Below are 24,416 nucleotides of genomic sequence, written 5' to 3'. Positions count from 1 at the left end.
TGCAGGGGCACCTGATGACTCGCGCGACCGCCGTCGACACGCGCGCGGTGCTCATCTCGGCCGCCTTCACCTGCTTCCGAACGCACGGGTTGCGCAAGACGACGATCGTCGACATCGTGCGCGCCGCGGAGGTGTCCAGGAGCACGTTCTACGAGTACTTCCGGGACAAAGAAACGATCGTCGAGGCCTGCGCGGAAGCGGCGTCGCAGAGCTTCTATCGCAAGCTGGCCAGGGCAATCGACCGCCACGGCGGCAGCACCCTCGAGGACAAGCTGGCTCGGGCGGGCGTCTTCGTCACCCAGGCTCGCCGGGTGGTGGAGCCCGAGTCGTACTTCGACTCCGATGAGGTCGACCTGATGTTGACCAAGAACGCGTCGACCCTCCTGCGCGAATGCAGCGAATTCCTTGCGCCGTATGTCTCGGCCGCGAAACTGACCGGCGAGGTGCGAAGTGACCTCGACATCCAGGCGGCAACCGAATGGTTCGCGCGAATGTTGTTCTCGCTGTTCACCACTCCATCGCCCTACCTCGACACGAGCGATGACGACGCAGTGGCCGACTTCGTGCGCGCCCACGTCGTGCGGGGTTTCGCCCATGACCGACGCAAGAGGTAGCAGCGGGTAGCTCACGAGACAGCCAACTGACGGCGTGACCAGTGAGTCAACCCGATCACGCGCACGCCACAAAGTTGAACGGTATCCGAACCAGCCCCCGGCGCTATTCAGGGGCCGCATAGCCAACACCGTTAGTCGCGGGGTGGACCCCGCCTGCCCACGTCATGGCGCTCTGTGACCTCCCACTCGGTCGATCTCGCGCAGCAGCGGTTCCGCCGCAGCACGGATTTCGCTCGTCGTCATAGCGCGTAGCGGGTGGATCCCGAGAATGAGTCGCACATGGTCTCTCGCGTCCAACACGGGCGCCGAGATTGTGGCAACCGGGAGCGCATCGCGGGCGCTGTCGCCGGATAGCAGGTTCGCCGAAATGAATTCGACGCGCAGTTGGTCGACGACGGAGCGCAGATTGTGGGGCACTGTCTCGTTGGACAACGTTTCGATCGCATGAGCCGCGTGCGCCAGCGCCGGGGTCATCCAATCGATGTCATAACCGCGGTCTCGCGTCTGAGCCAACACTGCGCGAAGGCGCTCTGCCAGCGACGTGTCTCCTGCCGCGCCACGCTGAATCCACGATTCTTGCTCGCTTGGGATATCCCAAGCGGCGCAGGCGATCCCGAACGGCGGGGCGTATGGGATTCGCTCGTGGGAAGCGACCGGTTTAGTTGACCCGTCAGGAGTTTCGAACGCGGTAATCACCAGTTCATCTCCAGTGCGCTCGACTACCGAGGCCGGCATGTGGGTGGTCTCTGCGAGACGGCGGATGGCCTCGCGGGCGACGGCCAGAAGTGGGCGCGTGGCTTCAAACCTCTCCGCGATGAGGGCCACAGTCAGGCCGAGGACAAACTTTTTGGAAATGGGATCCCGGGTCGCCCAACCGCGGTCGCACAGAGTCTTGAGTATGGAGTGTGCCGTCGCCTGTGAAAGACCGAGCTCGCGAGCGACATCGGAAAAGCGGTGCCCGCCACTTTCCGGCCGGCTGAGCAACTCAACGACATCGAGGACACGCTCGGCCGGCGCCGAAGCGACTCCGCGCATCTTGACTCCCTTCGCGCCGCATCCTACGGTCGACTCAGTAATCGGATAAAACTTCTCTAATAGTAGAGAATATCGGAGGATGTGAGAGCCAGTGCGTGCCGTGGTGCTGCGGGGCGGTGAGCTTACGGTTCGCGAGACTGCCGATCCCATCCCCGGCCAGGGTGACCTGCTGCTCAAGACGCTCAGCACCGCGATCTGCGCATCCGATGTGCATTACATGGACCATCCCGAGTTGGCGGTCGATGATCCGACGGGCCGGTCGCTCTACGACCCCGACCGCGACATCGTCATGGGGCACGAGTTCGTGGGTGAGGTGATCGGCCATGGCCCTGGATGCAGCGATGCCTTCCCGACCGGGGCCAGGGTGACGTCGATGCCTATCCGGTTGGTCGATGGCGGCGCCGGCGGTTTACGCATCATCGGACAGCACCCCGAGGCCCAGGGCAGTTTCGGTGAGTTGCTCGTTGTACCAGAGGCAACGGCGAGGGTGATAGAGGGTGCGGTGTCCAGCGATGCGGTCGCTGTGGTCGACGCCTTCGCCGTCGGCGAGTTCTACGTCCGCGCCTCGAACTTGCAGCCCGGCGAGATCCCGATCGTCCTAGGCGCGGGTGCCATCGGGCTGTCCGCGGTCGCTGCGCTGAGCGCGCGCGGGGCTGATCCGATCATCGTGTCCGACTTCAGCGCCGACCGCCGCGAACTGGCCCACACGGGGTTCGGCGCGCATGTTCTGGTCGACCCGGCACAGCAGTCGGTGTTCGAGGTCTTCCGCAAGGTTCGTGCCGAGCGCCACCTGGCCGGCTCCGCCGTGGTATTCGAATGCGTTGGTGCTGCGGGTCTCATCGACAAGATTGTCGCGGAGGCGGAGTTCTCGTCGCGCATCTACTGCGCGGGTGGCTGGTACACCGGCGACACCCTCGACATCACCGCAGCCACACGAAACGGCCTCACTCTGCAGTTCGGTGGAGGGCCGCTACCGCAGGACTGGTACGGCGTTCTGGATGCGGTCGTCGCGGGGAAGCTGGACCCACTGCCCAGCGTCGGCAAGATCATCGGTCTGGACGAGGTGCCCGCGGCACTGGAGGCGGCGCGGCGGTCCGACGGGCCACCCCGCGTCGTGATCCACCCGAACGGTGACCTCTGATGTCGGACCGCGACGACGTTTTCGACCTCACGGTCCGGTACGCAACCGCAATCGACAGCCAGCAATACTGGCTTCTCACGACAGTCTTCACCGAGGATGCGCGCGTCGACTACGGTGTGGTCGGCCAGTGGACGGGTGGTGCGGAGGTTGCACAGTTTATGGAGGCAGCCCACGCCGGCGCGGCGCACACGATCCATCGAATGACCAACCAGGCCATAGCAATAGACACCGACACCGCGACGATCCGCACCTACGTCGACGCACTGGTCCTGATGGAGGACGGCTCGGGCGCGAACCCCGTCGGTTACTACGACGACCACGCCGTACGGACGCCGGACGGTTGGCGGATCGACCGTCGTACCTACACCTCGGTACGGCTTGCTGCAGTGACGGGCGCCCATGGGTGACATCGCACAGAGATACGGACCGTGGGCGGTGATCGTCGGCGCATCCGACGGATGCGGCGCGCTGTTCGCCGAGCGGTTGGCGCAGGAAGGAGTGAACGTTGCGCTCGTCGCTCGTCGCCAGCACCTTCTCGACACGGTGGCCGAGGCAATTCACGAGCGCACCGGTGTCGAAACTCGGACGCTCGCCATCGATCTGACCGAGGCCGACGCTTCGCAGTCCATTATCGACGCCACCGCAGACCTCGAGGTCGGCATGCTGGTGTACTGCGCCGGCGGGGATCCGAAGTACCAACCCTTTCTTGCCAATCCGGTATCGGCAGCCGAAGCCCTGCTGCAACGCAACTGCCTGGTGCTGATGCGGTTGTGTCACCACTTCGCGGGCCTCATGGTGGAGCGAGGACGAGGCGGCATCGTGAACTTTACTTCGGGTGCTGCGCTGGCCGGCGGCCGAAACATGGTGGCATACGGAGGAACCAAGGCCTTCGACATGGTTTTCACTGAGGGGCTGTGGGCGGAGTTGCACGACAAGGGCGTGGACGTCCTGGGTCTGGTCCTCGGCATGACCGACACACCGGCTCTGCGGCAACTGGAGTTCGAGCGCGGCCGACTCAAATCTGTCGACGAGATTCCCCAGGGTGCGGTGACCGCGGCGAGCGTGGTGGATGAGGCGTTCGCCAACCTTGGCAACGGACCGACGATCGCCACGGGCGATGACGTCCGGATGGCGTCTGAACTCTTCAAGTCCATGACACGCAACGAAGTGGTTCGCTTGATCATGCAGGCAAGTGCCGAAGTCATGGGTTCGGACGCACGGCAGCGCGGTTAGACAGGCTATGTTCACCCTTCGCTTCGACATGCGAGCGCCCTCCATCGGAGCGCCGGCCACCGAGTTGTACGCCGCGGCCAGTGAGATGTCGGCATGGGCCGAGCAGCATGGCTGTATCGCCGTCGTACTGTGCGAACACCACTGCGCAGACGACGGTTATCTGCCGTCGCCGTTGCTGCTCGGCGCGGCCATTGCCGCTCGCACGAAGCACCTGATGCTGAACCTGACGATTTTGCTGCCCTTCTACGATCCGGCACGGCTGGCCGAGGACATCGCCGTGCTGGATCATATCAGCGCGGGCAGAGCCAGCTACGTATTCGGAATCGGATATCGCGCTGAGGAATACGAACACTTCGGACTCTCTATGTCCGACCGCGGCAGGCTGGCGGACGAGAAGCTCGGCGTGCTACGCCGCCTCCTTGCCGGCGAAGAGATCGAACACGGCGGCAGGCGAATGAGGGTCACCCCACGGCCGCGCACGCCGGAAGGTCCCATGATGAGTTGGGGCGGTGCCAGCCTGGCAGCCGCCCGGCGTGCTGGACGCAACGGTCTCGGGTTGCTTGCCAACGGCGGAGTGCCCGGAATGCGGGATGCCTACGAAAAAGCCTGCCGCGACAACGGATTCGAGCCCGGCTTCGTCCTCATCCCCGAGCGTGACGCGGCGACCAACTGCTTCGTCGCCGACGACGTCGACGCGGCGTGGGACGAGATAGGCAAGTACCTCCTGCACGATGCAATGGCCTACTCGGAGTGGAACCCCGGCAACGCCGTGTCTGCCAACATCACCACCGCCACGACCATCGACGAGCTTCGCAATACGTCGTCGCATGTGATCCTCTCGGTCGACGAAGCGCGGAAGCGCGTCGCAGCGGGTGAGGTGTTCAACATCTCGCCGTTGTGCGGCGGGATACCGCCCGCGATCGCATGGCCCTATTTGAAGAGATTCGCCGAGTTGCACTAGCGAAAGGACATGAGATGACCCGGGACCGCGTGGCGCTACACGAAAGGATCGCCTTCGCGAAGTGGGAGGGCTATGCAAAACCGATTGAACGCAACCGCCACGTCACATTCGGCGACGAATTCGTCTGGGCACCCGATTCTGTGATGATGAGCCCCCTGTTTAACGACGGTGTCCCGCAGTCGGCCGCCGATATGCTCTCCGGCGAGGTCGCGGCGGCCATCGCCGAGTATGCGCCGGACGGCGATATTCTCACCCCGGAGTGGCGCATGTGGTGGAAGCACATGCCGGACTACCGGCTAATCAGCCCATTCGAATGTGTGGCTGGCGATTGGGGCTTCTCCTCCTGCGATACCTATGCGGGGACACTGCCCGACGGGACACGGTTGGAACTGCGGGAATGGGACTATATCTGGACCGACGAGAACGGGCATATCACGCGCTGGGACTGGTTTGTCGACTCGGCCGAGTGGAAATCGTTGCTGGCACTGATCGGGCTCGAGCCCGACGGGCTGACGAGCCAGGAGTACACCGTCAACTTCCTGAAGGAGGGCGGCGTCGGGGCCTAGCGCTCCAGCCAAGGAGCGTTCGTGATTCTGCCGCGTTACGAGGGACCATCGCAATACGACATCCGTTGGAGCAAAGTCGATGTCGAGCTTCATGGCACGGTGATACCCGAGCACAAGCCGGTGATGCTCATCAATGCTTCGGCCACCACTGGCAGCGCCGTCCAGCATGAGGCACCATCAGAGTGATTCGAAGCGAATCAGCCTTTCTTGCGCACAGGAACGTTGGCCCAGCCAAAAACATTCGACATTGCCACCCGGCGCAACCCGCTGCGGTCGACTTCGTACTCAGGGATGAGGTCGAGCAGCGCCCCGAGCGCGATGCGGCTTTCCATCCTCGCCAGCGCCGCACCCAGGCAGCTGTGTATGCCGTAGCCGAACGCCAGGTTGAAGCCCATCTTGCGCTCCCGGTCGATGTCCAGCCGATCGGGATCGGGAAACATCCGCTCATCGCGCGTCGCCGAGCCCGTGACGAGCAGCACGGCGGCGCCCTCGGGAATCACCTTGCCGTGCAACATCACGTCGCGGGTGGCGGTGCGGACCTGGTACTGCGACGGCGCCTCGTAGCGCAACAACTCTTCGATCGCCGCGGGTATCTTGCCGCGGTCCTCCCGCAACTTCTGCCACTGATCGGGGAAGTCGGCGAACGCCACCATGGCGTTGCCGATGAGCTTGGTCACGGTCTCGGCGCCCGCCCCCCCAAGCATGGTCGCGAATCCGGTGATGTCCACATCGGTGAGCTTCTCCACCTGTCCGTCTCGTTCGATCTCGGTCTCGATGAGTCGGCTGATCATGTCGTCGCGGGGTTCGGCGCGACGCTGCCGTACCAGGTTGTAGTAATACAGACCGGTCTTCGTTGAGGCGTCGAACCCTTCAGGGGTGGTGGCGATCTCGCCCGGGCGGCGTTCGAGCAGGAGGTCGAGCCAGACCCGGATTTGGTCGCGGTCCCGCTTCGGCACGCCCAGCATGGTGGTGATGACCTCGTTGGGGAACCGGGCCGAGAAGTCGGCCACCACATCGAAGGACGACGGGTCGAGGGCGTGGATGCGCTCGTAGACCTTGTCGCGCACCATGTCTTCCAGCGCCGCGATGGCGCGTGGGGTGAACACGCTGCTCACCAGCCCGCGCATCTTATTGTGTTCGGGCGGGTCCATCGAGATGATCACCTTGGGCACCGGCAGCGCATCGTCGTGGGCCTGCACCATGTCCAACGTGGCGCCCTTGGCCGAGGAAAAGGTCACGTGGTCCTTGGTGGCGGGCGCTACGTCGTCGTAACGGGTCAGGGCCCAGAAGTCCCATTTGGCGCTGTAATAAACCGGCGCCTCGTCGCGCAGGCGCCGGTAGGTGTCAAACGCCCCGTTGAAGAAGTCCGGCGAAAACGGGTCAAACTCAACCGAATCGCCCGAAAGGGCCCGCGACGCGGTCGCGCTCACAGGATCGCTCCGGCACGCTTGTACCCGTCGATGGTGTCCCAGTCGATGCCCGCCTCCATCAACACCTCTTCGGTGTGCTGGCCGTGTTCGGGCGCCCCCGGCGGGATGACGGCCTGCTGGTCGAATTGAACGGGGTTGGTGGGCAACGAGTACGGCGCGCCGTTCATCGTCGTCGTGTGGGCTACGTAGCCGTTCGCGGTCACCGCGGGATCGTGGCACAGCTCCGCCGGCGTCTGCACCACGCCCCAGGCGCCGGAGAGGCCCGCCAACCGTTCCCGCCATTCGGCGAGCGTGCGCCGGGCGAACGCATCGTCCATGAGCGAGATGAGCTCCGTCCGGTTGGCGAATCGCGCTGCGGGATCGGCGAATCGCTCGTCTTCGATCAATTCGGGTAGGCCGATCGCGCGCATCGCTTCGGGGTAGAACTTGTCGAGTTGCAGCATCATCAGCTGGACGTAGCGGCCGTCTTTTGTCCGATAGGCGCCCACCAGCGGGTTGGGCGAATCCGCGTGGCCGAACTTCGGGATGGAGCTGCCGCCGTGGATCTGGCTCACGGCGACGTCGGGGCTGAGATTCCAGGCCGCGAGCCCGAGCAGGGAGACGTCCACGACCGACCCTTGACCGGTGGTCGCCTTCTTGTACAACGCGGCCGCAATTCCGCCCGCGATGGCCATGCCCCCGAGGAGATCTCCGAAGGCAGGACGGGAGCGCACCAACTCCTCGGCGCCTTCGGTGAGCACGGTAGCGATGCCACCGCGGGCCCAGTAGGAGACGCCGTCGTAGCCGGGTTTGTCCGAATCGGGGCCTCTCGGGCCGTGGCCCGACCCGCGCACGTAGACGATGCCGGGGTTCGCGGCTCTGATGTCGTCTAGGTCGATGCCCAACTTCTTACGACGGCTCGGCAGATAGCTGGTGAGGAAGACGTCGCACGTCGCGGCGAGCTTACGGATGACCTCCTGGCCGCCGGGAGTATTCAGATCGACGCCGATCGACTTCTTCCCCCGATTGGGAATCTCGATCATGTAGTTGACGGTGCCACCACCCTCGTCCACGATGCCCATCGTGACGAGACCGCGCTGCGGGTCACCACCCTCGCGCGGCTCGACCTTTATGACCTCGGCACCCCACTCCGCCAGCACGGCGCCGGCCGACGGTACGAAGGTCCACGCGGCGACCTCGAGCACGCGGACGCCGTTGAGTACTTTGTCGACGGAAATGGCGTCCTCCATTGGTCGCGGTGGTACGGGTGCGAGCGCACCGACAGGTCAACGGCGATAACGCCCATTTGCCTCTGTTGAGAATGTCAGTTCCGCACAGATTTGTAAACCGCGCCGACCAGCAACGCAACCGGCACCAATTGCTACGGACGCGCCGACAGCCGTTCGGGCAGCGCCGGATCTCCGGCGGCCCAGAAGGCCCCCCAGGTCGGCATCCGTTGCGGCATCGCCGCGCGCAACCGGACATCGGTCGGCCAGCGGATGAACTCCGGTCCCGGGCGCTCCGTCACGTCGACCGAATACCAGGGATGCTCCCGTCGCTTGACGAAACACCACTGGCCGTCGCGACGCTCGTAGACGTCGTCGTAACGCATGGTGATCACGAACCACCCGTCGCCGTCCTCGTGTTCGGCGCGGCAGTACGTCGATCCGCTCGCGTGGTCGGCGTCGAGGAAATCGAACTGGTGGCCGCAGATCAGGTGGATGCTGCGGTAGAACCGCCGGAGCGCGCGGTCATACCAACGCTTCAACGCATCGCGGCCGCGACCCTCCGCGCCGGCGTCCACGTCGTCGACAAACAGCGCCACCAGCGCGTCGAGATCACGGGCATCGAGTGCCATCGCGTACCTGCTGGGCAGCTGGCCGATCGCGAGGCTCGACTCCACGCGGTCCAAGCGGTCGGCAGCGACCGAACTTCCCGATTCTGTCGCCATGGCGGGATTGTATGCGCAAATCGATCGGTGAGAACCGGTGTTCTCTTCTCACCGCGAGGCCTACTATCCTGCGCTCATGCCCTTCCCGAACATTTCACCGACGATCCCCGCGCTGGTGAGGTCGTGCTCAGCACGTTTCGGGGACAGGCCCCTGCTCATCGTCGACGGCCAGAAATTGACCTATGCCGACCTCGACCGGCGCTCGGCCACACTGGCGGTCACCTTGCTGTCCGAAGGCATCGGCAAGGGCGATCACGTCGGAATCCTGATGCCCAACAGCATCGACTGGGCGCTGGCGTGGTTTGCCAGCACACGCATCGGAGCCGTCGCCGTTCCGCTCAACACCTTCTATCAGGCTTCCGAACTGGCCTGGACAATCCGCCATGCCGACCTGCGGGCGATTCTGGCGTGGCCACGATTCCGCAATCATGATTTTCTGGCCCTCCTGGAGGAGGCGCTGCCGGGGTTGGCCGATCAGCGCGAGCCTGGCCGCATCACGGTCCGTGAAGCCCCGTTCCTGCGAACTGTCGCTGTTTGGGGGCGATCCAATCGGACCTGGACGACAACGATCAAGGCCGACGCCGGAGATTTGGCCGGCCACGTCGACTTCCTCGTCGACGTGGAATCGTGTGTGACACCAGCCGATGACGCGATGATCATCTACACCTCGGGCAGTACCGGTGACCCGAAGGGGCCGATCCACAGCCAGGGCACAGTCGTACGGCACACCTACAACCTCACCTTCATGTACGGCGTCACCCACGATGACGTGATGTTCACCGCCATGCCCTTCTTCTGGGTGGGAGGACTGATCACAGGACTACTCGCGGTGATCCACCACGGCGCGACACTGGTCACCCAAACCGCGTTCGACGCAGCAGAAGCGCTGGAATTGATGGAGCGCCACCGCGCGACGATCGCGCTGGGCTGGCCGCAACAGGGCAAGACGCTGGCGGAGCATCCCGAGTTTCCCGCACGCGACCTGAGCTCGGTGCAACGCACCAGCATGCCCGCGATGGTGCCACCAGAGCGTCAGCCGAAGGGCTCCAGTGGCCTGGGAATGACAGAGCTGTGCGGCAATCACATCGGGGTCGACCCGTATCTGTCGCAGCCCCCCGATCGGTGCGAAACCGGCGGTCTGCCAATCGAAGGGCTACATCATGTGCTCGTAGACCCCCAGACAGGACTGCCGGTGCCAGCGGGCACGCCCGGCGAGATCTGGGTTCGCGGTTACGCTTTGATGCAGCGCCTGCACAAGCGCGAGCGCGAGGACGTGTTCACCCCGGACGGCTATTACCGGACCGGTGACTGCGGCGTGCAGTACGACGACGGGTGGATCAGATTCACCGGGCGGTTGGGTGACCTGATCAAGACGAGTGGCGGCACCAACGTAACACCCAGCGAAGTCGAACTGGCGCTGGCCGACTGCGACGGGGTGCTCGAAGCGTACGTGGTTGGCGCCGAGAGCCATGACGGAACGGTGGTGGCCGCGGCGGTAGTGCCACACGGAGAGTGGGCGCTCGACGGCGAATCCTTGCGGGCGCAACTGCGTGGCCGGATGTCGGCCTACAAGGTGCCCAAGTTCATCTGGGTCACTGCAAAAGACGATCTTCCGTTCACCGCGACCGGAAAAATCAAGAAGCCGGAGTTGGCGCAGCGGCTCAGTGAGATGTTGGCTCGCCCCTGATGACAACCGGCTGCCCGTTCTTTCGATCCGAGATCTGTCGCCCACCAAAGAAGGAGCATGACCGTGGCAGAAAAGATACAACGCGTTGCAGTCATATCGACAGGCGGTGTGGGCAGCATCGCGCTGCGGGCGATCAACCGCCGCGCGCACCTCGACCTGGTCGGTGTGTGGGTGCACAGCCCCGAGAAGACGGGCCGCGACGCGGGCGAGGTCGTCGGGCTGGGCCCCATCGGCGTGACCACCACATCCGATCTCGACGACATCATCAGGCTCAAGCCCGACTGCGTCGTGTATGCGGCCGCGAGCGACGAGATGGACGCGGCCGCGGTTCGCGACTACGTCCGTTTGCTCGAGGCCGGAATCAACGTGGTCACCACCAACACGCCCGGAATGATGTTTCCCGACAGGTGGATTCCGGTCCTGGCCGACCAGGTGCGTGCTGCGGCGCTGACGGGCGGTGTCACGATATACACCTCGGGTATCGAACCGGGATTCGCCGGCGACCAGTTCGCCGTCGTACTGTCGACCTTGTCCAACACCATCCGCTCGGTCCGCGCGCAGGAGATCTTCGACTACTCGGCCTACCCGAACGAATACCTGATGTTCGACGCGATGGGCTTCGGCCGGCCGCTGGACTTCACGCCGCTGCTGGAGCTCGAGGGGGCACAGCAATTCGCCTGGGGACCACCGATCGGTCTGGTGGCGCGCGCCCTCGGTGTCGAGCTCGATGAAATCACCGAAAGCTACGAACGCGTGGCCACGCCCAGGGACTTGCACGTGGCATGCGGGCTCATTCCCGCCGGCACCTGTGGGGCGGTGCGGGCCGAGACCACCGGGGTCGTCGACGGCCACCCGATGATCACCATCGAACACATCAACAGGATGGCGCAAGACCTGGCGCCGGAGTGGGCGTCGGCGCCGAATGGCACCTATCGCATCGTCATCGAGGGCGAACCACACATCCAATGCGATCTTCGCTTCGGCACCGAGGACACCGCAGCTTCGGCGAATGACAACGCCATGGAGGCGACGGCCATGCGCGTTGTCAACGCCATCCCGTACGTCGTCGACGCGGCCCCGGGCATCGCGACGTCACTGGACCTGCCGATCACCGCGCCACGCAACGCGTTGGATTTCGACTAGACGGTGAACATCGGGCCGCGCGGTGCGCCCCTGACCTCGTTGCCGCCGTCGATCGCAAAGCTCTGCCCGGTGATCCAGCTCGACTCGGGGCCCGCCAGGTACCGGACGCCGGGAGCGATATCGTCGGACACCCCGAGCCGCCCCAACGGAACGCGCTCGAGAAAGCTGCTGGTCAACTCCTCCAGGTGTATGTAGCCCTGGGTCGTGGCCGCCTCGGTCAAGCCCGGACGCACGGCGTTGACGCGGATTCCCTTTGGGCCGAGCTCAGATGCCGCGACCCGAATCATCATCTCGAGCGCGGCCTTCCCCGCCGAATAGTGTCCCAGGCCCTCCATCGGAATCTTCGAAGAGGTCGACGAGATGAACACGATCGACCCACCGTTCGTCATGAGCGGCGCGGAGTACCGCAACGCCAGGAAGTTCGACCGGAGATTTCCCATCACAAAGTTGGTGAAGGTGTCGAGATCCTGTTCGACAAGCGGTCCGGTGCCCCCGGATGCCACAGTGCCGACGACGATGTCCAGTCGCCCCCGGACGTCGTGGGCCGCCTGCGCCGCTGCCGCGACGGTGGGTTCGTCCTCCGGATCTCCCTTCTGCAGCACGATTTCGGCTTCCGGAGCCACCGCAAGGATTCCTTCGCGAGTTGCGTCGAGGCGCTTGCTCGATCTGCCGAGCAGATACAGCGTGGCGCCGTCCGCGGCCAGGAGCCTGGCGCTGGCCTGGGCGATTCCCGCCGATGCTCCCAGGATGAACGCGGTGTGTCCGTCGAGCACGCCCATGGACCATTCCCTCTCGATTGTCTACCACCGGTAGAATACTCATTCTCAGACACAGGTAAAGGCTGTTCTCACCAGCTGCCCGTTGGTGTAGCGTACCGATGTGCCAGACATGACAGGCAAGGTCGTATTCATCACTGGGGCCGCCCGCGGCCAGGGCCGCGCTCACGCCGTCCGGTTGAGCGCCGACGGCGCCGACGCGATCCTCGTCGACCTCGCCGGCCCCCTGCCACCAAGCGTTCCATACGATTCCGCCACGCCCGATGACTTGGCGGAGACCGCCGACCTCGTCGCGGCCAATGGCAGGCGCGCCGTCACCGCGATCGTCGACACCCGCGATCACGACGGCCTGTGCGCGGCCGTCGACAAGGGTGTAGCCGAACTGGGCCGGCTCGACGTGATCGTCGCCAACGCGGGTATCTGCTGTCCGGCTCCCTGGGATCAGGTCTCCCCCTCCGACTTTCAGGACACCATCAACATCAACTTGGTCGGGACGTGGAACACGGTGATGGCCGGCGCCAAGCACATCATTGCCGGGGGACGCGGTGGGTCGATCATTCTCATTGGATCGGTGGCGGGTGTGAAGATGGAACCCTTCATGGTCGCCTATACGGCAAGCAAGCACGGCGTCACGGGACTCGCGCGATCATTCGCGGTGGAGCTCGGCCGCTACGACATCCGGGTGAACAGCCTTCACCCCGGGTCGGTCGCGACGCCGATGGGGAGCGGCCGGATGATCGAAGCGATGCAGCAGGCGGCGGATTCCTATTCCCATCCTCAGTATGGATTCAGCAAGCAACTGCTACCCAACGCGGTGACGATGCCCGAGGATGTGGCAAACGCCGTCTCGTGGCTGGCCTCGGATGAGTCAAAATTCGTCACCGCGGCCGCGATCTCCGTGGATGTCGGAGTCGCTCAGGCGTAGCAGGACGGCGCTCAGTTCGGCCGGGCGGGAAAAGAAGGGTGAGTGGCCACCGTCCAATTCGACGACGTGTGCCCCGATCCTGGCGACCGCATTGCGCCGGGCCCACGACTCCCCCACCGCGCGGTCGTCCCGCATCAGCACGTAGGTCGATGCCGTATCGGGCCAGCGGTTGATCGGACACCGCTCGGTGAACACGGTGAACGATTGGTACCTCAGTTCGTCGAATGCATGACGCGCCAACGCCTCCGGGCAGTCGTGGTAGAAGCCGTCCCGCACCGACTCCCAACTGAGACCGAACGGGCCGTCACCATGCTCTTGCGGCTCGGGAAACGTGATCGCATCGGAGTTGGCCCACAGGTGTTCGACGAACGACTGGCCGGGGACGGGCAGGAGGCCACCGACGAACACCATGTGGCGGGCCGGGTACAAGGTAGCGATGACGGGTGCGCACAGCCCCGAGATCGAGTGTGCGACAACGACAACATCCTCGGAAGCGCCGTCAGCTTCTCGCTCGATCGCATCAATCGCCACTTGCGCCCACTTGAGCGCTCCCGCCGAGTCATCATCGACCGGGAGATTCGGTGCGACCGCGCGATGGCCTCGCCGCCACAACTCCGTACGCACCGCATCCCAGCAGGAGCCGTAGTGCAGCCCGCCGTGCAGCAGCGCGAATAGGGTCACCTTGGGGTGCGGGAGAGTCGACTGACGATTCCAGTTCCGGCCAGCGGTGATCCGATGACGCCGGGCGCCGCGGCCACCACGCACGGAATGGCGTTCACCGCGGCCATCGCGGTGGCCGTGATCCCCGGATTGACCCGACTTCCGCTCGACTGTTCCATGTACAATTCCAGGCTCATGCCGGGGTCGCCTTCGACACGAAAAACCATGCCGCCCTGTCCCTGCCGCGAGGGCCTGGGCCAGCGTTCGGGCCACGGCGTCGAACTCACGGTCGCGAAGTATTGCACGGCGACCACTTTTCGGCCGTCGACCACTCCGGCCAGCTGCCAGCGGTGCCCACAAATCGTGCCCGCGGGCACCACGCCGAGGGCCGTTGGTAGATCGGCGGGGGCCAGCAATGTCTCCCAGTCGAGTTCTACACCGTCGAGTTCGATGCCGAGCAGGTCCGCGATATAGCGCACGACCGTCTCCCAGTCGTGATTGACCTTGCCCGATGCTATGCGGACCGGTATGTGGCCATCAGGCTTGCCGAAACCCATCGATTCATGCAGCACATCCCAGATCGGATAGGCCTTGTCCAGGTCGACCGCGTATTCGTCCATCCGGTACGAGACCACGGTGCCCGCACCGGAGAGAAGGGCGGTGGGAAGATTGAGGCTGATGAAGCCGGGCTCACTACCGGTCGCGTAAAACGTCGAACCGCCCTTCTTGGCAGCCGAATCGAGCGCCGTACGCCAGCGCCGCGGCGCTGCCGCCGGGTACACCATCGGAATCGTCGAGATCGTGACGACGTTGATGCCCGATTCCAGGAGCGCAGCAATGTCCGCGATTGCGTCATCTTCGCGGCGGACGGCCGTCGCGCAGTAGGACACACAATCGGGTTTCAGCGCAATGATTTCTGCCATGTCCCCCGTGGCCGCCACGCCAACGTCCGCCAGACCGCAGAGCCGCCCCGCGTCGGTTCCGACCTTGCCCGGTGTCGAGACCTTGACCCCGACGAGCTGCAGTGCCGGGTCGAGGATCGTCGCTCGGAGCGCTTCCCGGCCGGTAAGACCCGTCCCGACGTGGACGACACGGTACCGATCGACTGCGTGATCAGCCATCGTCACCCCTCTCGGTTCACTATCAACTTGCCCGAACGACTCGAACGAAGTGGCTCACTTATAGAAGGGCCCCGGTTTGCCCGATTTCTCGACATGTCCGTAGGGGTCGTAGACCTTGAGATTCGGATACGGGTTCTGCTCGTAAGCGGGTTTAGACAGCCCCGCAGAGCGCAGGCCGGCCAGCACCGCCAGCGGTATCGCGAACGACAGCAGACCCACTGCGGCCGAAACGACGAGCCGACGCGTCAGCCCCACCTGGTCGTGCTTGTCGTGGCCCGGTCGCGCCGGAAGCCGGCGGGCGATCCGGTTGATCAGCACCAGCTCACCGCGCTCGTCGCGGACGCACATCACCGCGACCATCGCGAAGATGAACGAGTCGTACACCGCCATGATGAGGGGGAAATGGATGTGGCCGATCCGCACCGTCGGGCCAACCGCCTCGGTGTAGTAGAAGATGCCGAACCTCATCCAGGTGAACTGGACAATCCCGTTGAGCGGTAGGGCAATGACGAACGCGCCGAGAAAGACCCCGAGCAGCCGACGGGGCGCAAGCCAACCGGTGCGACGGACCACCGGATCCAGGAATCGATTGTGCAGGTGCAGGATCGCCAGCCCGGTGAGTAGATAGTAGGCCGCATAGCCGCCGAGGAACGACAGTGCGGGCTCGAGGTTCGGTGCGATGTTCACATACGGCCACGACAGCGGGAAGTGCAGCATGCGCGGATCGAAGACGGCGAAAGTCGCCCAATTGGCGAGCGGATCCAGGGCGCCGGTAACCAAGCCCGCGAAAGCGATCACCACCGACCAGTGCACCTTGCGCTGTCGCACCGAGAGCCAGACCAACGTGGCGATCAGTCCGATCGCCATCGGAATGGAACTGAACGAGACCGCCAACGGCCAGTTGTCGAAGCCGAGGAACGGTGGATACGGCGGCGCGCCCGGGTGGGGGTTGGTGGTCCGCGGATCGCCGTGCGTGCCGGACTGGAGGGTCGCGACGGTCACGACCGCGAAGGCCAGGTAGGCGACGATGAACAGCGCCCACCCCGCCCTGGACAGCGACGGCGATCCGCCCGCTCCAGCCGGCCGGACAGGGGCCGAATTGGTGGTGGAGTCAACGCTATTCGCCATACCACAACCTGCCTTCGACCCGACGGGATGCGCTCAACCTCTCGAGGGTATGCGTCATCACGAAATCCGAACAAGCCTTTCGCCAAGTTTGCCTACTCCTCCGGACCGGCGATCCTGCGCCGTCTGGAGGAGAATCCTAATTCTCGTATGCGAGAATCGGCTCAACTTCGGCGCAAGGATGCGGGCTAGGAGCGACCGGCATCCACCGCCTTTTGCGAACATATTCGAGATCCGAAGGGAGTCTAGAAATTGACCGCAAATTCCCGCAGGCTTCGAGTCATCCAGTGGGCCACCGGAGCCGTGGGCACCGAGATGGTCAAGACGATCCTCGACTGCCGGCCCGACCTGGAACTGGTCGGGGCGCGCGTCTACTCCGACTCCAAGAACGGTGTCGACGTCGGGACGCTGGTCGGCCGACCTCCGATCGGCGTCGCCGCCACCACCGATGTCGGCGAGATCCTGGCGATGGACGCCGATCTCGTGCTCTACGCGCCGTCGTTCACCAGCCTCGACGACGTGTGCGCGCTGCTGGCGAGCGGGAAGAACGTCGCGACCGTCTCGTTCCTTTTCCACCCCCGCCGGATCGGCGAAGCCGACCGTCGGCGGCTACTGGCGGCCTGTCGGAAGGGCAACAGCACGATCCATGCCAGCGGCCTCAACCCGGGCAACCTGTCCGGTGTGCTGCCCCTGGCGCTGTCCGGGATGAGCCGCTCCATCGATCGATTCACCCTGCAGGAGCGCGCCGACTGGTCGCTGTGGGAAAGCACCGACATCACCTTCGACGGAATGTGGTTCGGGCGACCGACCGAAGACATCACTCCGACCGCCAACGACTTCCTGACGTTCAACACCGCCCTGTTCACCCAGCAGACCTGGTTCATCGCCGATACGCTCAACGCCGCGATCGACGGCGTCACGGTCACCATCGACGCGGTGCCGGCCACCAGGGATTTCGATATCTTCGACCATCACGTGCGCGCGGGCACGACCGCCGGGCAGCGCTGGAACTTCGTCGGGCACCGCAACGGCGAGCCGCTCATCGAATTCGAAACACTGTGGACGGTGGGCGGCGAATACCCGGCGCACTGGCCGAAACCGGATGACGGCTGGACCCTCACGCTCGAGGGGGACCCATCCATGCGCGTGCACTTCTTCTGCCTGGCCAGCTTTTCGCGGCCGGCGTCAGTCGAGGAACATGTGCGGGCGGCCCTCGTCGCCGTTGCGCTGCAGGTCGTCAACGCGATCCCCGCAATCTGCGCTGCGCCAGCCGGTTTCGCCACCATGGCGGATCTGCCACTTATCCGCAGCCATACGGGCTTCGGCAACGGGCCCGTCGTCATCCCCGACTAACCCCCCGTGGGGTCCGGCGCGGCCGCTTGGTAGCCGCAGCACCGCGCTCCGTCCAGTCCACGACGATCCGGACGGGGTTTTTCAATCCCACACCACGTCCAGGCGCGGCGGCGAACGGAACATCGTGCCGCTCACGTACGGTGGCGGGGCGTCGGGGTCGAGCCGCAGCCCCGGCAGTTCGTCGAGCAGCGCATTGAAGATCTTGGTGCTCTCCAGCCGCGCCAGGTGCATGCCCAGGCACACGTGCGCGCCGTGGCCGAAGCCGATGTGCGGCTTGCGCTCCCGGAAAATGTCGAAGGACTCGGGGTTTTCCCAGCGGGTCTCGTCATGGTTGGCACTGCCCAGGTTCACCATCATCGTCGAACCCTTGGGGATGTGCAGCCCGAAGAATTCGGTGTCGCTGCTGACCTCCCGAATGAAGTTGAGCAGCGGCGTCTCCCACCGGACGCCCTCCTCGATCGCCTGCGGCAACAGGCCGCGGTCGGCACGCACCGCGTCGAGTTGGTCGGTGTGAGTCAAAAGACCCAGGGCGAGGCTGGCGGTCGATCGCGAGGTGGTCTCCGCCCCGGCGGGCAGGAGATTGCGCATGAACCCGTAGATTTGCTCGTCCGACATCTTGACGCCGTCGATCTCGGCCCGCGACAGGATGGTCACCATGTCGTCCTTCGGTGACTTGCGCCGATCCGCCAGCACCCCGACGAAGTACTCCTTCATCTCCGCCGACGCTTTCAGCGCGGTTTCCATGTCGGCGCGAAAGCCCAGGAGGTCGATGGCCAGCCGGTGAAACTCACCGATGTCGGACTCCGGCAACCCGAGCAGGGCCGCGATGACGCGCACCGGTATCGGCATGAACACCGCCTCGACCAAGTCGGCGCGCTTCTTGTCGCGGAATCTCGCGATCGTGCGATCCACCAGGGGGCCGACGAGCTCGGTGTCCCAGCGCTTCATCGACGACCTGGCGAACGCGAATTCGTGCAACCTGCGGTAGGTGGCGTGCTCGGGCTCCTGCATCTCCAGAATCGTCGGGCCCTGCAGCGGGCGCACCATGTCCTCGTAGATGCGGGTGCTGAACGTGATGTTGTCGGTGAAAACGGCCTTGACGGCGTCGAACGAGTACGCCGTGAACGTCTTCTTGCCGTCCGGCCCGTCCGCGGGAACGCCCATCTCCGGCCAGCCCGGGTGGACCGGGGCCTTCCGGCGCAGTTCGCGAAGCAGGGGGTACGGGGTGGCGTCACCGTCGGCACCCATCCCGGCGTTGAATTTTCTCTGCGCCTCACGGATCCGCTGCTCGACGTCGTCGGTAACCGTCTGCTCCGCCACGTGCCACCTCTCGTGGGGTCTGCAACCTACATTCCGTCGGTTGCAAACCTACATGATGTAGGTTGAACCAACCAGACCCCGCAAAACCGCGAAAGCACAACCTGGAGCGATCGATTGGTCATTCGAGTCGCGCAGTGGGCGACCGGCGCAGTCGGCCGGGCGGCGCTGCAGGAGCTCATTGAGAATCCCCATTATCAGCTGGTGGGGGTCTTGGTCTACGACCCGGCGAAGGCCGGTCTCGACGCGGGTGCGCTCTGCGGATTGCCACCGACGACGGGCGTGATCGCCACGACGGACAAGGACGAGATCATCGCATCGGGAGCCGACGTCGTCGTCCACGCGGCCAGCAAGGCCCACGCCGTCGAGACGAACGCGGAGGACATCTGTCGCCTGCTCGCGGCCGGCAGCACCGTCATCACCACGACGTCGTACAACCACCTGCCCACCTACGGCGCGGAAACCGAGGCGGCGTTCGTCGATGCCTGCCGGCAGGGCGGGTCACGGTTCCACGCCGCGGGCGAGAACCCCGGCTTCATGTTCGAGCGGCTCGTCGCCACGGTGACGGGCCTGAGCAAGACGATCGACCGAATCGACCTCTACGAGGCCACCGATGTTTCGGCCGTCGACAGCCGGGCGATGCTCGTGGACCTGATGGGCATGGGCAGACCGCCGGAAGATGTCGGGATCGATTCCCCGATCATCAAGAAGCTCGACTTGGCCTACCGTCAGGCTCTCAATGCCACCGCCGACGTCCTCGGGATCACCCTGTCGCACATCGACGTGTCGGTCGACGCCACCACACTGGCCCGCGACATCGAGGTTCCGGCCGGCACGATCGATGCGGGAACGGTTGTCGGACAGCGATTCTCGTGGGTCGGTCACTGGTCGCGTCGCCCGCTGCTGGCCATCCACGAGGAGTGGGTCCTCACCCGCGACCTTCCCCAGTGGGGCATGGCACCGCTGGCGCCCGGCGAGAAGGCGCCGCTGATCCGCGCGGTCATCAAGGGTGAACCCAGCTTCGAACTCCAGCTCGACGTGGGCTCAGACACTGCGGCGCCGGCCGGCCAGCACGCCGTGGCAGGCCACCTGATGATCGCGATGGGCGCGATTCGCGCCATCCCCTACGTGCTCGCCCGGCCGCCCGGCATCGTGACCGCGCCGGTGTTCGGGGCGATCCGGTTAGCCTGATGCACGAGCGGCCGCGCGTGCGAGGTGATCGCTGGGCGACGCATGGAAGACGTGCCCGCTGCCGTCGGGCAGGATCCGTCGGGCCACGAGATAGTCCGAACCCATCCAGCCCTGTCGGATGAAGCGGCCGAACCGCAGGAACGTCCCCGGGGCGCCGCTGGCCGACGGGACGAGCTTCACCTGCTCCATACCGTTCTTCACGCCCTCCCCGGTCAGCGGGCGCGCGGCGGCGAGCCCGCGCACGATCACCGTGGCTGCGTCGTGGGACAGGCCCGGCATCGAGTGTGTGGGCCGACGACCATATCGGGCCTCGAAGCGGTCGAGGAAGGCCTGCCCGACCGCGTTGCGCTCGTCGTAGCTGTCGAGGCCGATCCAGCCGGACAGGTGCCGCCTCCACTCGGCGCTGATATGCGCCATCTCGAACGCCGTCGTCGTGTACCGCGGCGGATCCCAGCCGGCGGCCAGTAGCGCGTCGGTGAAACCCCACAGCCCGTGCCCGAACCCGACGTGCACCAGCGCGTCGGGCCGCGCAGCGCGCAGCGCGGCGACCGCGCTGGACTTGTCGGCTTCCACCTGGGGGATCGCGACCGTGGCCACGATCTTCAAACCCGCGGCGTCGTAGACCCGCTCGGCGGAGGCGAGATACTCCTTGCCGATCAGCGACGCCTCGTAGGCGATGGCGATTTGCGACCGGCCGTCGCCGATCATCACCGCGGCCAGCATCACCGGCTCCTCCGACATCGAGCCGTTGTTCAGCGCGAAGCACCACTCGCCCAGCGCCCCCTCGGAGCCGGAGAGCGTGAGAATCGGCACCCGCGCGGTGGCCTCGACATGCGAACGCAGCGGCACCACGTTGTCCGATACCCACGGGCCAAAGACGGCAAGACAGCCTTCGGCCACGAGCTCGTCGAAGGCTCGCTCGACCGCGATATAGGTTCCGTTCGGCAGGCCGACCACATTGCGCGTGACGAGTTCGATCGGCCGGTCGAGCATCCCCGAGCCATGGGCTTCGTCCATCACCAGGCGCAGCGCGTCGACGCTGTCGTTGTCGGTATCGCCGGTGGTCGGATAGTCGTTGAGCAGACCGACTTTCAACGGAGCGACTGAACCGTAAGCGCGAACCTCGTCGTCTGCCATAGCGGCAACATACCGGATGAAGGTTGCGAGCCCGACTCGGATCCCGAACCCCACAGATCGGAAACAATGGTTTACGAAAAGTGCATATCTGACTTCTGGCGGTGTAGCTTTCGAGTGGGAGCCGCCCGGAAGGAGACGCCATGACGCTCGCATCCCCGCTGGAATCTCACCGCCAGGCCGCCGAGAAAAGGTACCGCGTGATCCAGTGGGGCATGGGCAATGTCGGCACGTTGGCGCTGCGCCACTTCGCGCACAATCCCCTCTACGAGGTGGTCGGGGTGCTCTGCAATCGCCCCGAGAAGGTCGGCAGGGACGCCGGCGAGCTCGTCGGAGTCGCGCCGATCGGCGTGCTCGCGACCACCGACAAGTCCGACCTGGAGGCGCTGGACGCCGACTGCGTCTTCTACGCGCCACTCTGGTCGGACGTCGATGAGATCTGTCGCCTGCTGCGCAGCGGAAAGAACGTCGTCGCCTCCGGTGGCGCGTGGTGGCACCGGACCGAAACCAACAGCGCGGACATCGACAAGATCGAAGCGGCGTGCCACGCCGGCGGCACGTCGTTCCATGCGGGTGGCATCCACCCCGGCTACGCGGCGGACCTGCTCGTTCTGACGCTTGCCCGGATCGTCGGCAAGACCGACCACATCCACATCTACGAGGCGGTGAACTTCAACAAGGACACCTTGAAGTATTTGGACGAGATGGGGTTTGGAAAAACGCCGTCCGAGTTCGCGAAGGGCAACCTGTTCCAAGACGCGTGGTCGTTGTTCGCCCAGTCGCTGACGATGGTTGTCGAAGGGCTGGGCAAAACCGTGGAGAAGTTCACGACGGACGTCGAGCTGGGCACCGCCACCCGCGACATCCCCTATGAGGGGACTCCGGACATGGACATGCCGGGCCTCAAGGGTGTGATCAAGAAGGGCACCGTCGCGTCCCAGCATCACCTCTGGACGGCGTGGGTGGAGGGCAGGCCATTCATCACCTTGCACGAGCTCTACTCGTTCATCGAGCACGACGCCATCGACCCGAAGCCCGATTGGGAGCCGTACTACCACTACCGCGTGGTGATCGACGGCGAGCCGGGCACCGAGCTGATCCTGCGAGGTAGCGAGGAGGCACGAGCGCACGCGAAACCGGGTTATATCGGTTACGCCTGGACCGCGATGGAACCCGTGAACGCCATTCCCGCCATTTGCGACGCGCCGCCCGGATTCAAGTCCCACGCCGAACTTGGGCTCATGACCGTTCGCGGGATCGTCCGCTGAACGGCCCGTACCCCCTCAACATTCATGCTGAATGTTGCTACGATCGTCGCCATGGCGCAGCGTGGCGGGACCGACGATGATCGTCGCTTGCGTGGCGAGCAGACCCGTCGCGACCTGATCGGTGCGGGTCGGGAACTCTTCGTGAAACACGGGTTCTTCAATACGACGATCAGCGACATCGTGACGCAGTCGGGCGTTGGCACGCGCGGCGCCTTCTACCACCACTTCAAGGACAAGGCCGAGCTGTTTCGCGCCGTGTTCGAGGACGTCGAGAACGACCTGACCCTCCGGTCCATCGCCGCTCCCCCGCCGGGGACGGATCCGTGGGAGCGGCTCACGAGTGGTCTGCGCGGATTTCTCGAAGCCGCAACCGAACCCGCAGTGCAGCGGGTGATACTCGTGGACGGACCGGTGGTGCTGGGCTGGCAGACACTACGCGAAATCCAGGAGGGCAACAGCATTGCCCTCATCAACGAAGTGGTCCGGGAGGCGATCGCGGCGGGCATCATCGACGACCAGCCCGTCGGGGAATTGACCCACATGTTGGTCGCGGCGCTCGAGGAGGCCGCGCTCCTGGTCGCGCATGCGACAAATCCCAGCAAGGCGCGCCGTCGGGCCGCAAAGATCCTCGACCGGTTGCTGCTCTCCTTCGCCGTCGGGCCCCGAGAAGCAATGAGGCGGTGATCGTGGTGACTGACGCGCACTGCCGCCGGCCGCGGGCGCGGAAACGCTGGTTTCCGTAAATCGAAATGGTTGCTCTGTGAACTGATAGCCTCACCCTCAACCCCTCTGCAAGGAGTCCCATGCGGCTTGAAGACATGATCCCGGTGAGTGTCGATGACCATCTGATGGAGCCTCCGAACCTTCTCGATGGCGGGGTCGCGTTCATCGGTGCCGTCAGCACCAAACTTGATGTCTGACAATGTCTGACTATGTCTGACAAGGGACAGCTACCGCTGCGGGTCGCGGTCGTCGGCGCGTCCTCCGGTCTGGGCCGATGCATCGGCACGGGACTCGCCCAACGCGGTGCACGCGTCGCGCTGCTGGCACGTCGATACGACAGGTTGGTCGATGCCGCCGAGGAAGCCGGCAACGGTGCGGTGGCCGTCTCGTGCGACGTCACCGTCGCCGCCCACTGTCAGAAGGCCATGGCGGAGGCCGTCGCCGCGCTCGGCGGTCTCGACGCCCTGGTGTACACCACCGGCATGGGCGTGCTGGCGCCCCTGCGCGAGGTCACCGCAGAACAATGGGCGCAGTTGTTCGCCACGAACGTCACCGGCGCCTCGCTCGTCACCGCGGCCGCCGCGCCGCACCTGGCCGCCTCGGCGGGCTCGGCCGTGTACCTGTCGTCACTGAGCGCTTCCTACACGACGCCGTGGCCGATGCTGGGGGCCTATGCGGTGACCAAAGGCGCGCTGGACAAGCTCGTCGAGGCCTGGCGCGCCGAGCACCCGGAGATCGGCTTCACCTGCCTCGCCGTGGGCGACAGCCTGGGCGGCGCCGGCGACGCGCAAACCGAGTTCAACAAGAGCTGGGATCCCGACGTTCTGGAGACGGCGATCAGGTACTGGATGGACAACAAGTACATGCTCGGCGGGTTGGTTGACGCCGAGCATCTGACCGAGGTGGTCAATGCCGTCATCCGCTGCGGCAACAGCAGTTTCATCCCCTATCTGACCCTCGCCCCGCGCGCTTCCGAGGCCGTGAAGGAATTGCGGCAATGGTGATCCACGAATCGCGAGTGCTCATCGACGGCAAGGTCAAGCTCGAACTCTACCAAGAAACGACTGTCGGCTGGCCGTCGTC

At 65.1% G+C, this 24,416-nt stretch carries 25 protein-coding genes; 15 read left to right on the top strand and 10 right to left on the bottom strand.

What is annotated here, in order from left to right; all coding sequences use genetic code 11:
- The first annotated feature begins 14 nt into the window (after nt 1-14).
- Nucleotides 15-614 (top strand): TetR/AcrR family transcriptional regulator, encoded by a 600-nt coding sequence (locus BST11_RS04460; RefSeq protein WP_083136851.1) that lies wholly within the window; start codon nt 15-17, stop codon nt 612-614.
- Between the two features lie 162 nt (nt 615-776).
- Here BST11_RS04460 and BST11_RS04455 read toward each other — a convergent pair whose 3' ends face one another.
- Nucleotides 777-1,649, bottom strand: coding sequence for a helix-turn-helix domain-containing protein (locus BST11_RS04455; protein ID WP_083136777.1), 873 nt, complete (start codon nt 1,647-1,649; stop codon nt 777-779).
- 100 nt (nt 1,650-1,749) lie between these two features.
- Here BST11_RS04455 and BST11_RS04450 point away from each other — a divergent pair, with 100 nt between their 5' ends.
- Genes BST11_RS04450 through BST11_RS26990 form a run of 6 tightly spaced genes read left to right on the top strand, consistent with a single transcriptional unit; the run spans nt 1,750 to nt 5,736 of the window.
- Entirely contained in the window at nt 1,750-2,790 is a 1,041-nt protein-coding gene (locus BST11_RS04450) for a zinc-binding dehydrogenase (RefSeq protein ID WP_083136850.1), read from the top strand.
- Nucleotides 2,790-3,197: a nuclear transport factor 2 family protein gene (locus BST11_RS04445; RefSeq protein ID WP_083136776.1), complete on the top strand. Its 408-nt coding sequence runs from the start codon at nt 2,790-2,792 to the stop codon at nt 3,195-3,197. Before BST11_RS04450 ends, BST11_RS04445 begins: the two co-directional genes overlap by 1 nt.
- Nucleotides 3,190-4,023, top strand: a complete 834-nt coding sequence (locus BST11_RS04440) for an SDR family NAD(P)-dependent oxidoreductase (RefSeq protein WP_083136775.1) — start codon at nt 3,190-3,192, stop codon at nt 4,021-4,023. Before BST11_RS04445 ends, BST11_RS04440 begins: the two co-directional genes overlap by 8 nt.
- Before the next feature lie 7 nt (nt 4,024-4,030).
- Nucleotides 4,031-4,984 (top strand): LLM class flavin-dependent oxidoreductase, encoded by a 954-nt coding sequence (locus tag BST11_RS04435; RefSeq protein WP_083136774.1) that lies wholly within the window; start codon nt 4,031-4,033, stop codon nt 4,982-4,984.
- A 14-nt stretch (nt 4,985-4,998) separates the two neighbouring features.
- A complete protein-coding gene (locus BST11_RS04430; RefSeq protein WP_083136773.1) occupies nt 4,999-5,550 on the top strand; it encodes a hypothetical protein in 552 nt (183 codons plus the stop codon).
- A gap of 21 nt (nt 5,551-5,571) precedes the next feature.
- Entirely contained in the window at nt 5,572-5,736 is a 165-nt protein-coding gene (locus BST11_RS26990; RefSeq protein WP_211284622.1) for a hypothetical protein, read from the top strand.
- Nucleotides 5,737-5,747: 11 nt separating this feature from the next.
- Here BST11_RS26990 and BST11_RS04425 read toward each other — a convergent pair whose 3' ends face one another.
- From BST11_RS04425 to BST11_RS04415, 3 genes are all read right to left on the bottom strand, one after another.
- Nucleotides 5,748-6,980 carry a cytochrome P450 gene (locus BST11_RS04425; RefSeq protein ID WP_083136772.1) on the bottom strand — a complete coding sequence of 411 codons (1,233 nt, stop codon included), beginning with the start codon at nt 6,978-6,980 and terminating at the stop codon, nt 5,748-5,750.
- Nucleotides 6,977-8,209: a CaiB/BaiF CoA transferase family protein gene (locus tag BST11_RS04420; protein WP_083136771.1), complete on the bottom strand. Its 1,233-nt coding sequence runs from the start codon at nt 8,207-8,209 to the stop codon at nt 6,977-6,979. Before BST11_RS04420 ends, BST11_RS04425 begins: the two co-directional genes overlap by 4 nt.
- Nucleotides 8,210-8,340: 131 nt before the next feature.
- Nucleotides 8,341-8,871, bottom strand: coding sequence for a nuclear transport factor 2 family protein (locus tag BST11_RS04415; RefSeq protein WP_083136849.1), 531 nt, complete (start codon nt 8,869-8,871; stop codon nt 8,341-8,343).
- Between the two features lie 115 nt (nt 8,872-8,986).
- On the opposite strand from BST11_RS04415, the gene BST11_RS04410 reads away from it, so the two are divergent.
- Nucleotides 8,987-10,597: a class I adenylate-forming enzyme family protein gene (locus BST11_RS04410; RefSeq protein WP_083136848.1), complete on the top strand. Its 1,611-nt coding sequence runs from the start codon at nt 8,987-8,989 to the stop codon at nt 10,595-10,597.
- A gap of 57 nt (nt 10,598-10,654) precedes the next feature.
- Nucleotides 10,655-11,740, top strand: coding sequence for an NAD(P)H-dependent amine dehydrogenase family protein (locus BST11_RS04405; protein ID WP_083136770.1), 1,086 nt, complete (start codon nt 10,655-10,657; stop codon nt 11,738-11,740).
- Here BST11_RS04405 and BST11_RS04400 read toward each other — a convergent pair.
- Nucleotides 11,737-12,519, bottom strand: a complete 783-nt coding sequence (locus BST11_RS04400) for an SDR family NAD(P)-dependent oxidoreductase (protein ID WP_083136769.1) — start codon at nt 12,517-12,519, stop codon at nt 11,737-11,739. The genes BST11_RS04405 and BST11_RS04400 overlap by 4 nt on opposite strands.
- 109 nt (nt 12,520-12,628) lie before the next feature.
- On the opposite strand from BST11_RS04400, the gene BST11_RS04395 reads away from it, so the two are divergent.
- Nucleotides 12,629-13,441 carry a mycofactocin-coupled SDR family oxidoreductase gene (locus tag BST11_RS04395; protein WP_083136768.1) on the top strand — a complete coding sequence of 271 codons (813 nt, stop codon included), beginning with the start codon at nt 12,629-12,631 and terminating at the stop codon, nt 13,439-13,441.
- Here the strand turns inward: BST11_RS04395 and BST11_RS04390 are convergent.
- From BST11_RS04390 to BST11_RS04380, 3 genes are read right to left on the bottom strand one after another with little or no spacing between them, the layout of a single operon-like run.
- Entirely contained in the window at nt 13,385-14,122 is a 738-nt protein-coding gene (locus BST11_RS04390; RefSeq protein WP_083136767.1) for an alpha/beta fold hydrolase, read from the bottom strand. The genes BST11_RS04395 and BST11_RS04390 overlap by 57 nt on opposite strands.
- Entirely contained in the window at nt 14,119-15,222 is a 1,104-nt protein-coding gene (locus tag BST11_RS04385) for a dihydrodipicolinate reductase (RefSeq protein ID WP_244897507.1), read from the bottom strand. Before BST11_RS04385 ends, BST11_RS04390 begins: the two co-directional genes overlap by 4 nt.
- A 54-nt stretch (nt 15,223-15,276) precedes the next feature.
- Entirely contained in the window at nt 15,277-16,350 is a 1,074-nt protein-coding gene (locus tag BST11_RS04380) for a spirocyclase AveC family protein (protein ID WP_083136766.1), read from the bottom strand.
- A 312-nt stretch (nt 16,351-16,662) separates the two neighbouring features.
- On the opposite strand from BST11_RS04380, the gene BST11_RS04375 reads away from it, so the two are divergent.
- On the top strand, nt 16,663-17,700 hold the full coding sequence (locus BST11_RS04375) for a dihydrodipicolinate reductase (protein WP_083136846.1): 1,038 nt from the start codon (nt 16,663-16,665) through the stop codon (nt 17,698-17,700).
- 81 nt (nt 17,701-17,781) lie between these two features.
- On the opposite strand, the gene BST11_RS04370 is transcribed toward BST11_RS04375, so the two are convergent.
- The gene (locus BST11_RS04370) at nt 17,782-19,020 is read right to left on the bottom strand and encodes a cytochrome P450 (protein WP_083136765.1); all 1,239 of its coding nucleotides are present in this window, start codon (nt 19,018-19,020) and stop codon (nt 17,782-17,784) included.
- A 114-nt stretch (nt 19,021-19,134) separates the two neighbouring features.
- On the opposite strand from BST11_RS04370, the gene BST11_RS04365 reads away from it, so the two are divergent.
- Entirely contained in the window at nt 19,135-20,208 is a 1,074-nt protein-coding gene (locus tag BST11_RS04365; RefSeq protein WP_083136764.1) for a dihydrodipicolinate synthase, read from the top strand.
- Here the strand turns inward: BST11_RS04365 and BST11_RS04360 are convergent.
- On the bottom strand, nt 20,200-21,345 hold the full coding sequence (locus tag BST11_RS04360) for an ABC transporter substrate-binding protein (protein WP_083136763.1): 1,146 nt from the start codon (nt 21,343-21,345) through the stop codon (nt 20,200-20,202). The genes BST11_RS04365 and BST11_RS04360 overlap by 9 nt on opposite strands.
- A 140-nt stretch (nt 21,346-21,485) precedes the next feature.
- On the opposite strand from BST11_RS04360, the gene BST11_RS04355 reads away from it, so the two are divergent.
- The 3 genes from BST11_RS04355 (at nt 21,486) to BST11_RS04345 (ending at nt 24,337) form a co-directional block, all read left to right on the top strand.
- Nucleotides 21,486-22,610: an NAD(P)H-dependent amine dehydrogenase family protein gene (locus BST11_RS04355; protein WP_083136762.1), complete on the top strand. Its 1,125-nt coding sequence runs from the start codon at nt 21,486-21,488 to the stop codon at nt 22,608-22,610.
- A gap of 51 nt (nt 22,611-22,661) precedes the next feature.
- A complete protein-coding gene (locus BST11_RS04350; protein ID WP_083136845.1) occupies nt 22,662-23,294 on the top strand; it encodes a TetR/AcrR family transcriptional regulator in 633 nt (210 codons plus the stop codon).
- Nucleotides 23,295-23,542: 248 nt separating this feature from the next.
- Complete coding sequence (locus tag BST11_RS04345; protein ID WP_083136761.1) at nt 23,543-24,337, top strand: SDR family oxidoreductase; 795 nt, start codon at nt 23,543-23,545, stop codon at nt 24,335-24,337.
- The last annotated feature ends 79 nt before the right edge of the window (nt 24,338-24,416 follow it).

Origin of the sequence: Mycobacterium alsense (assembly GCF_002086635.1) — a bacterium.
Taxonomy (GTDB): domain Bacteria; phylum Actinomycetota; class Actinomycetes; order Mycobacteriales; family Mycobacteriaceae; genus Mycobacterium; species Mycobacterium alsense.
The sequence above is the reverse complement of the archived record's forward strand: the minus strand, read 5'-3'. Positions and strand labels throughout refer to the sequence as shown.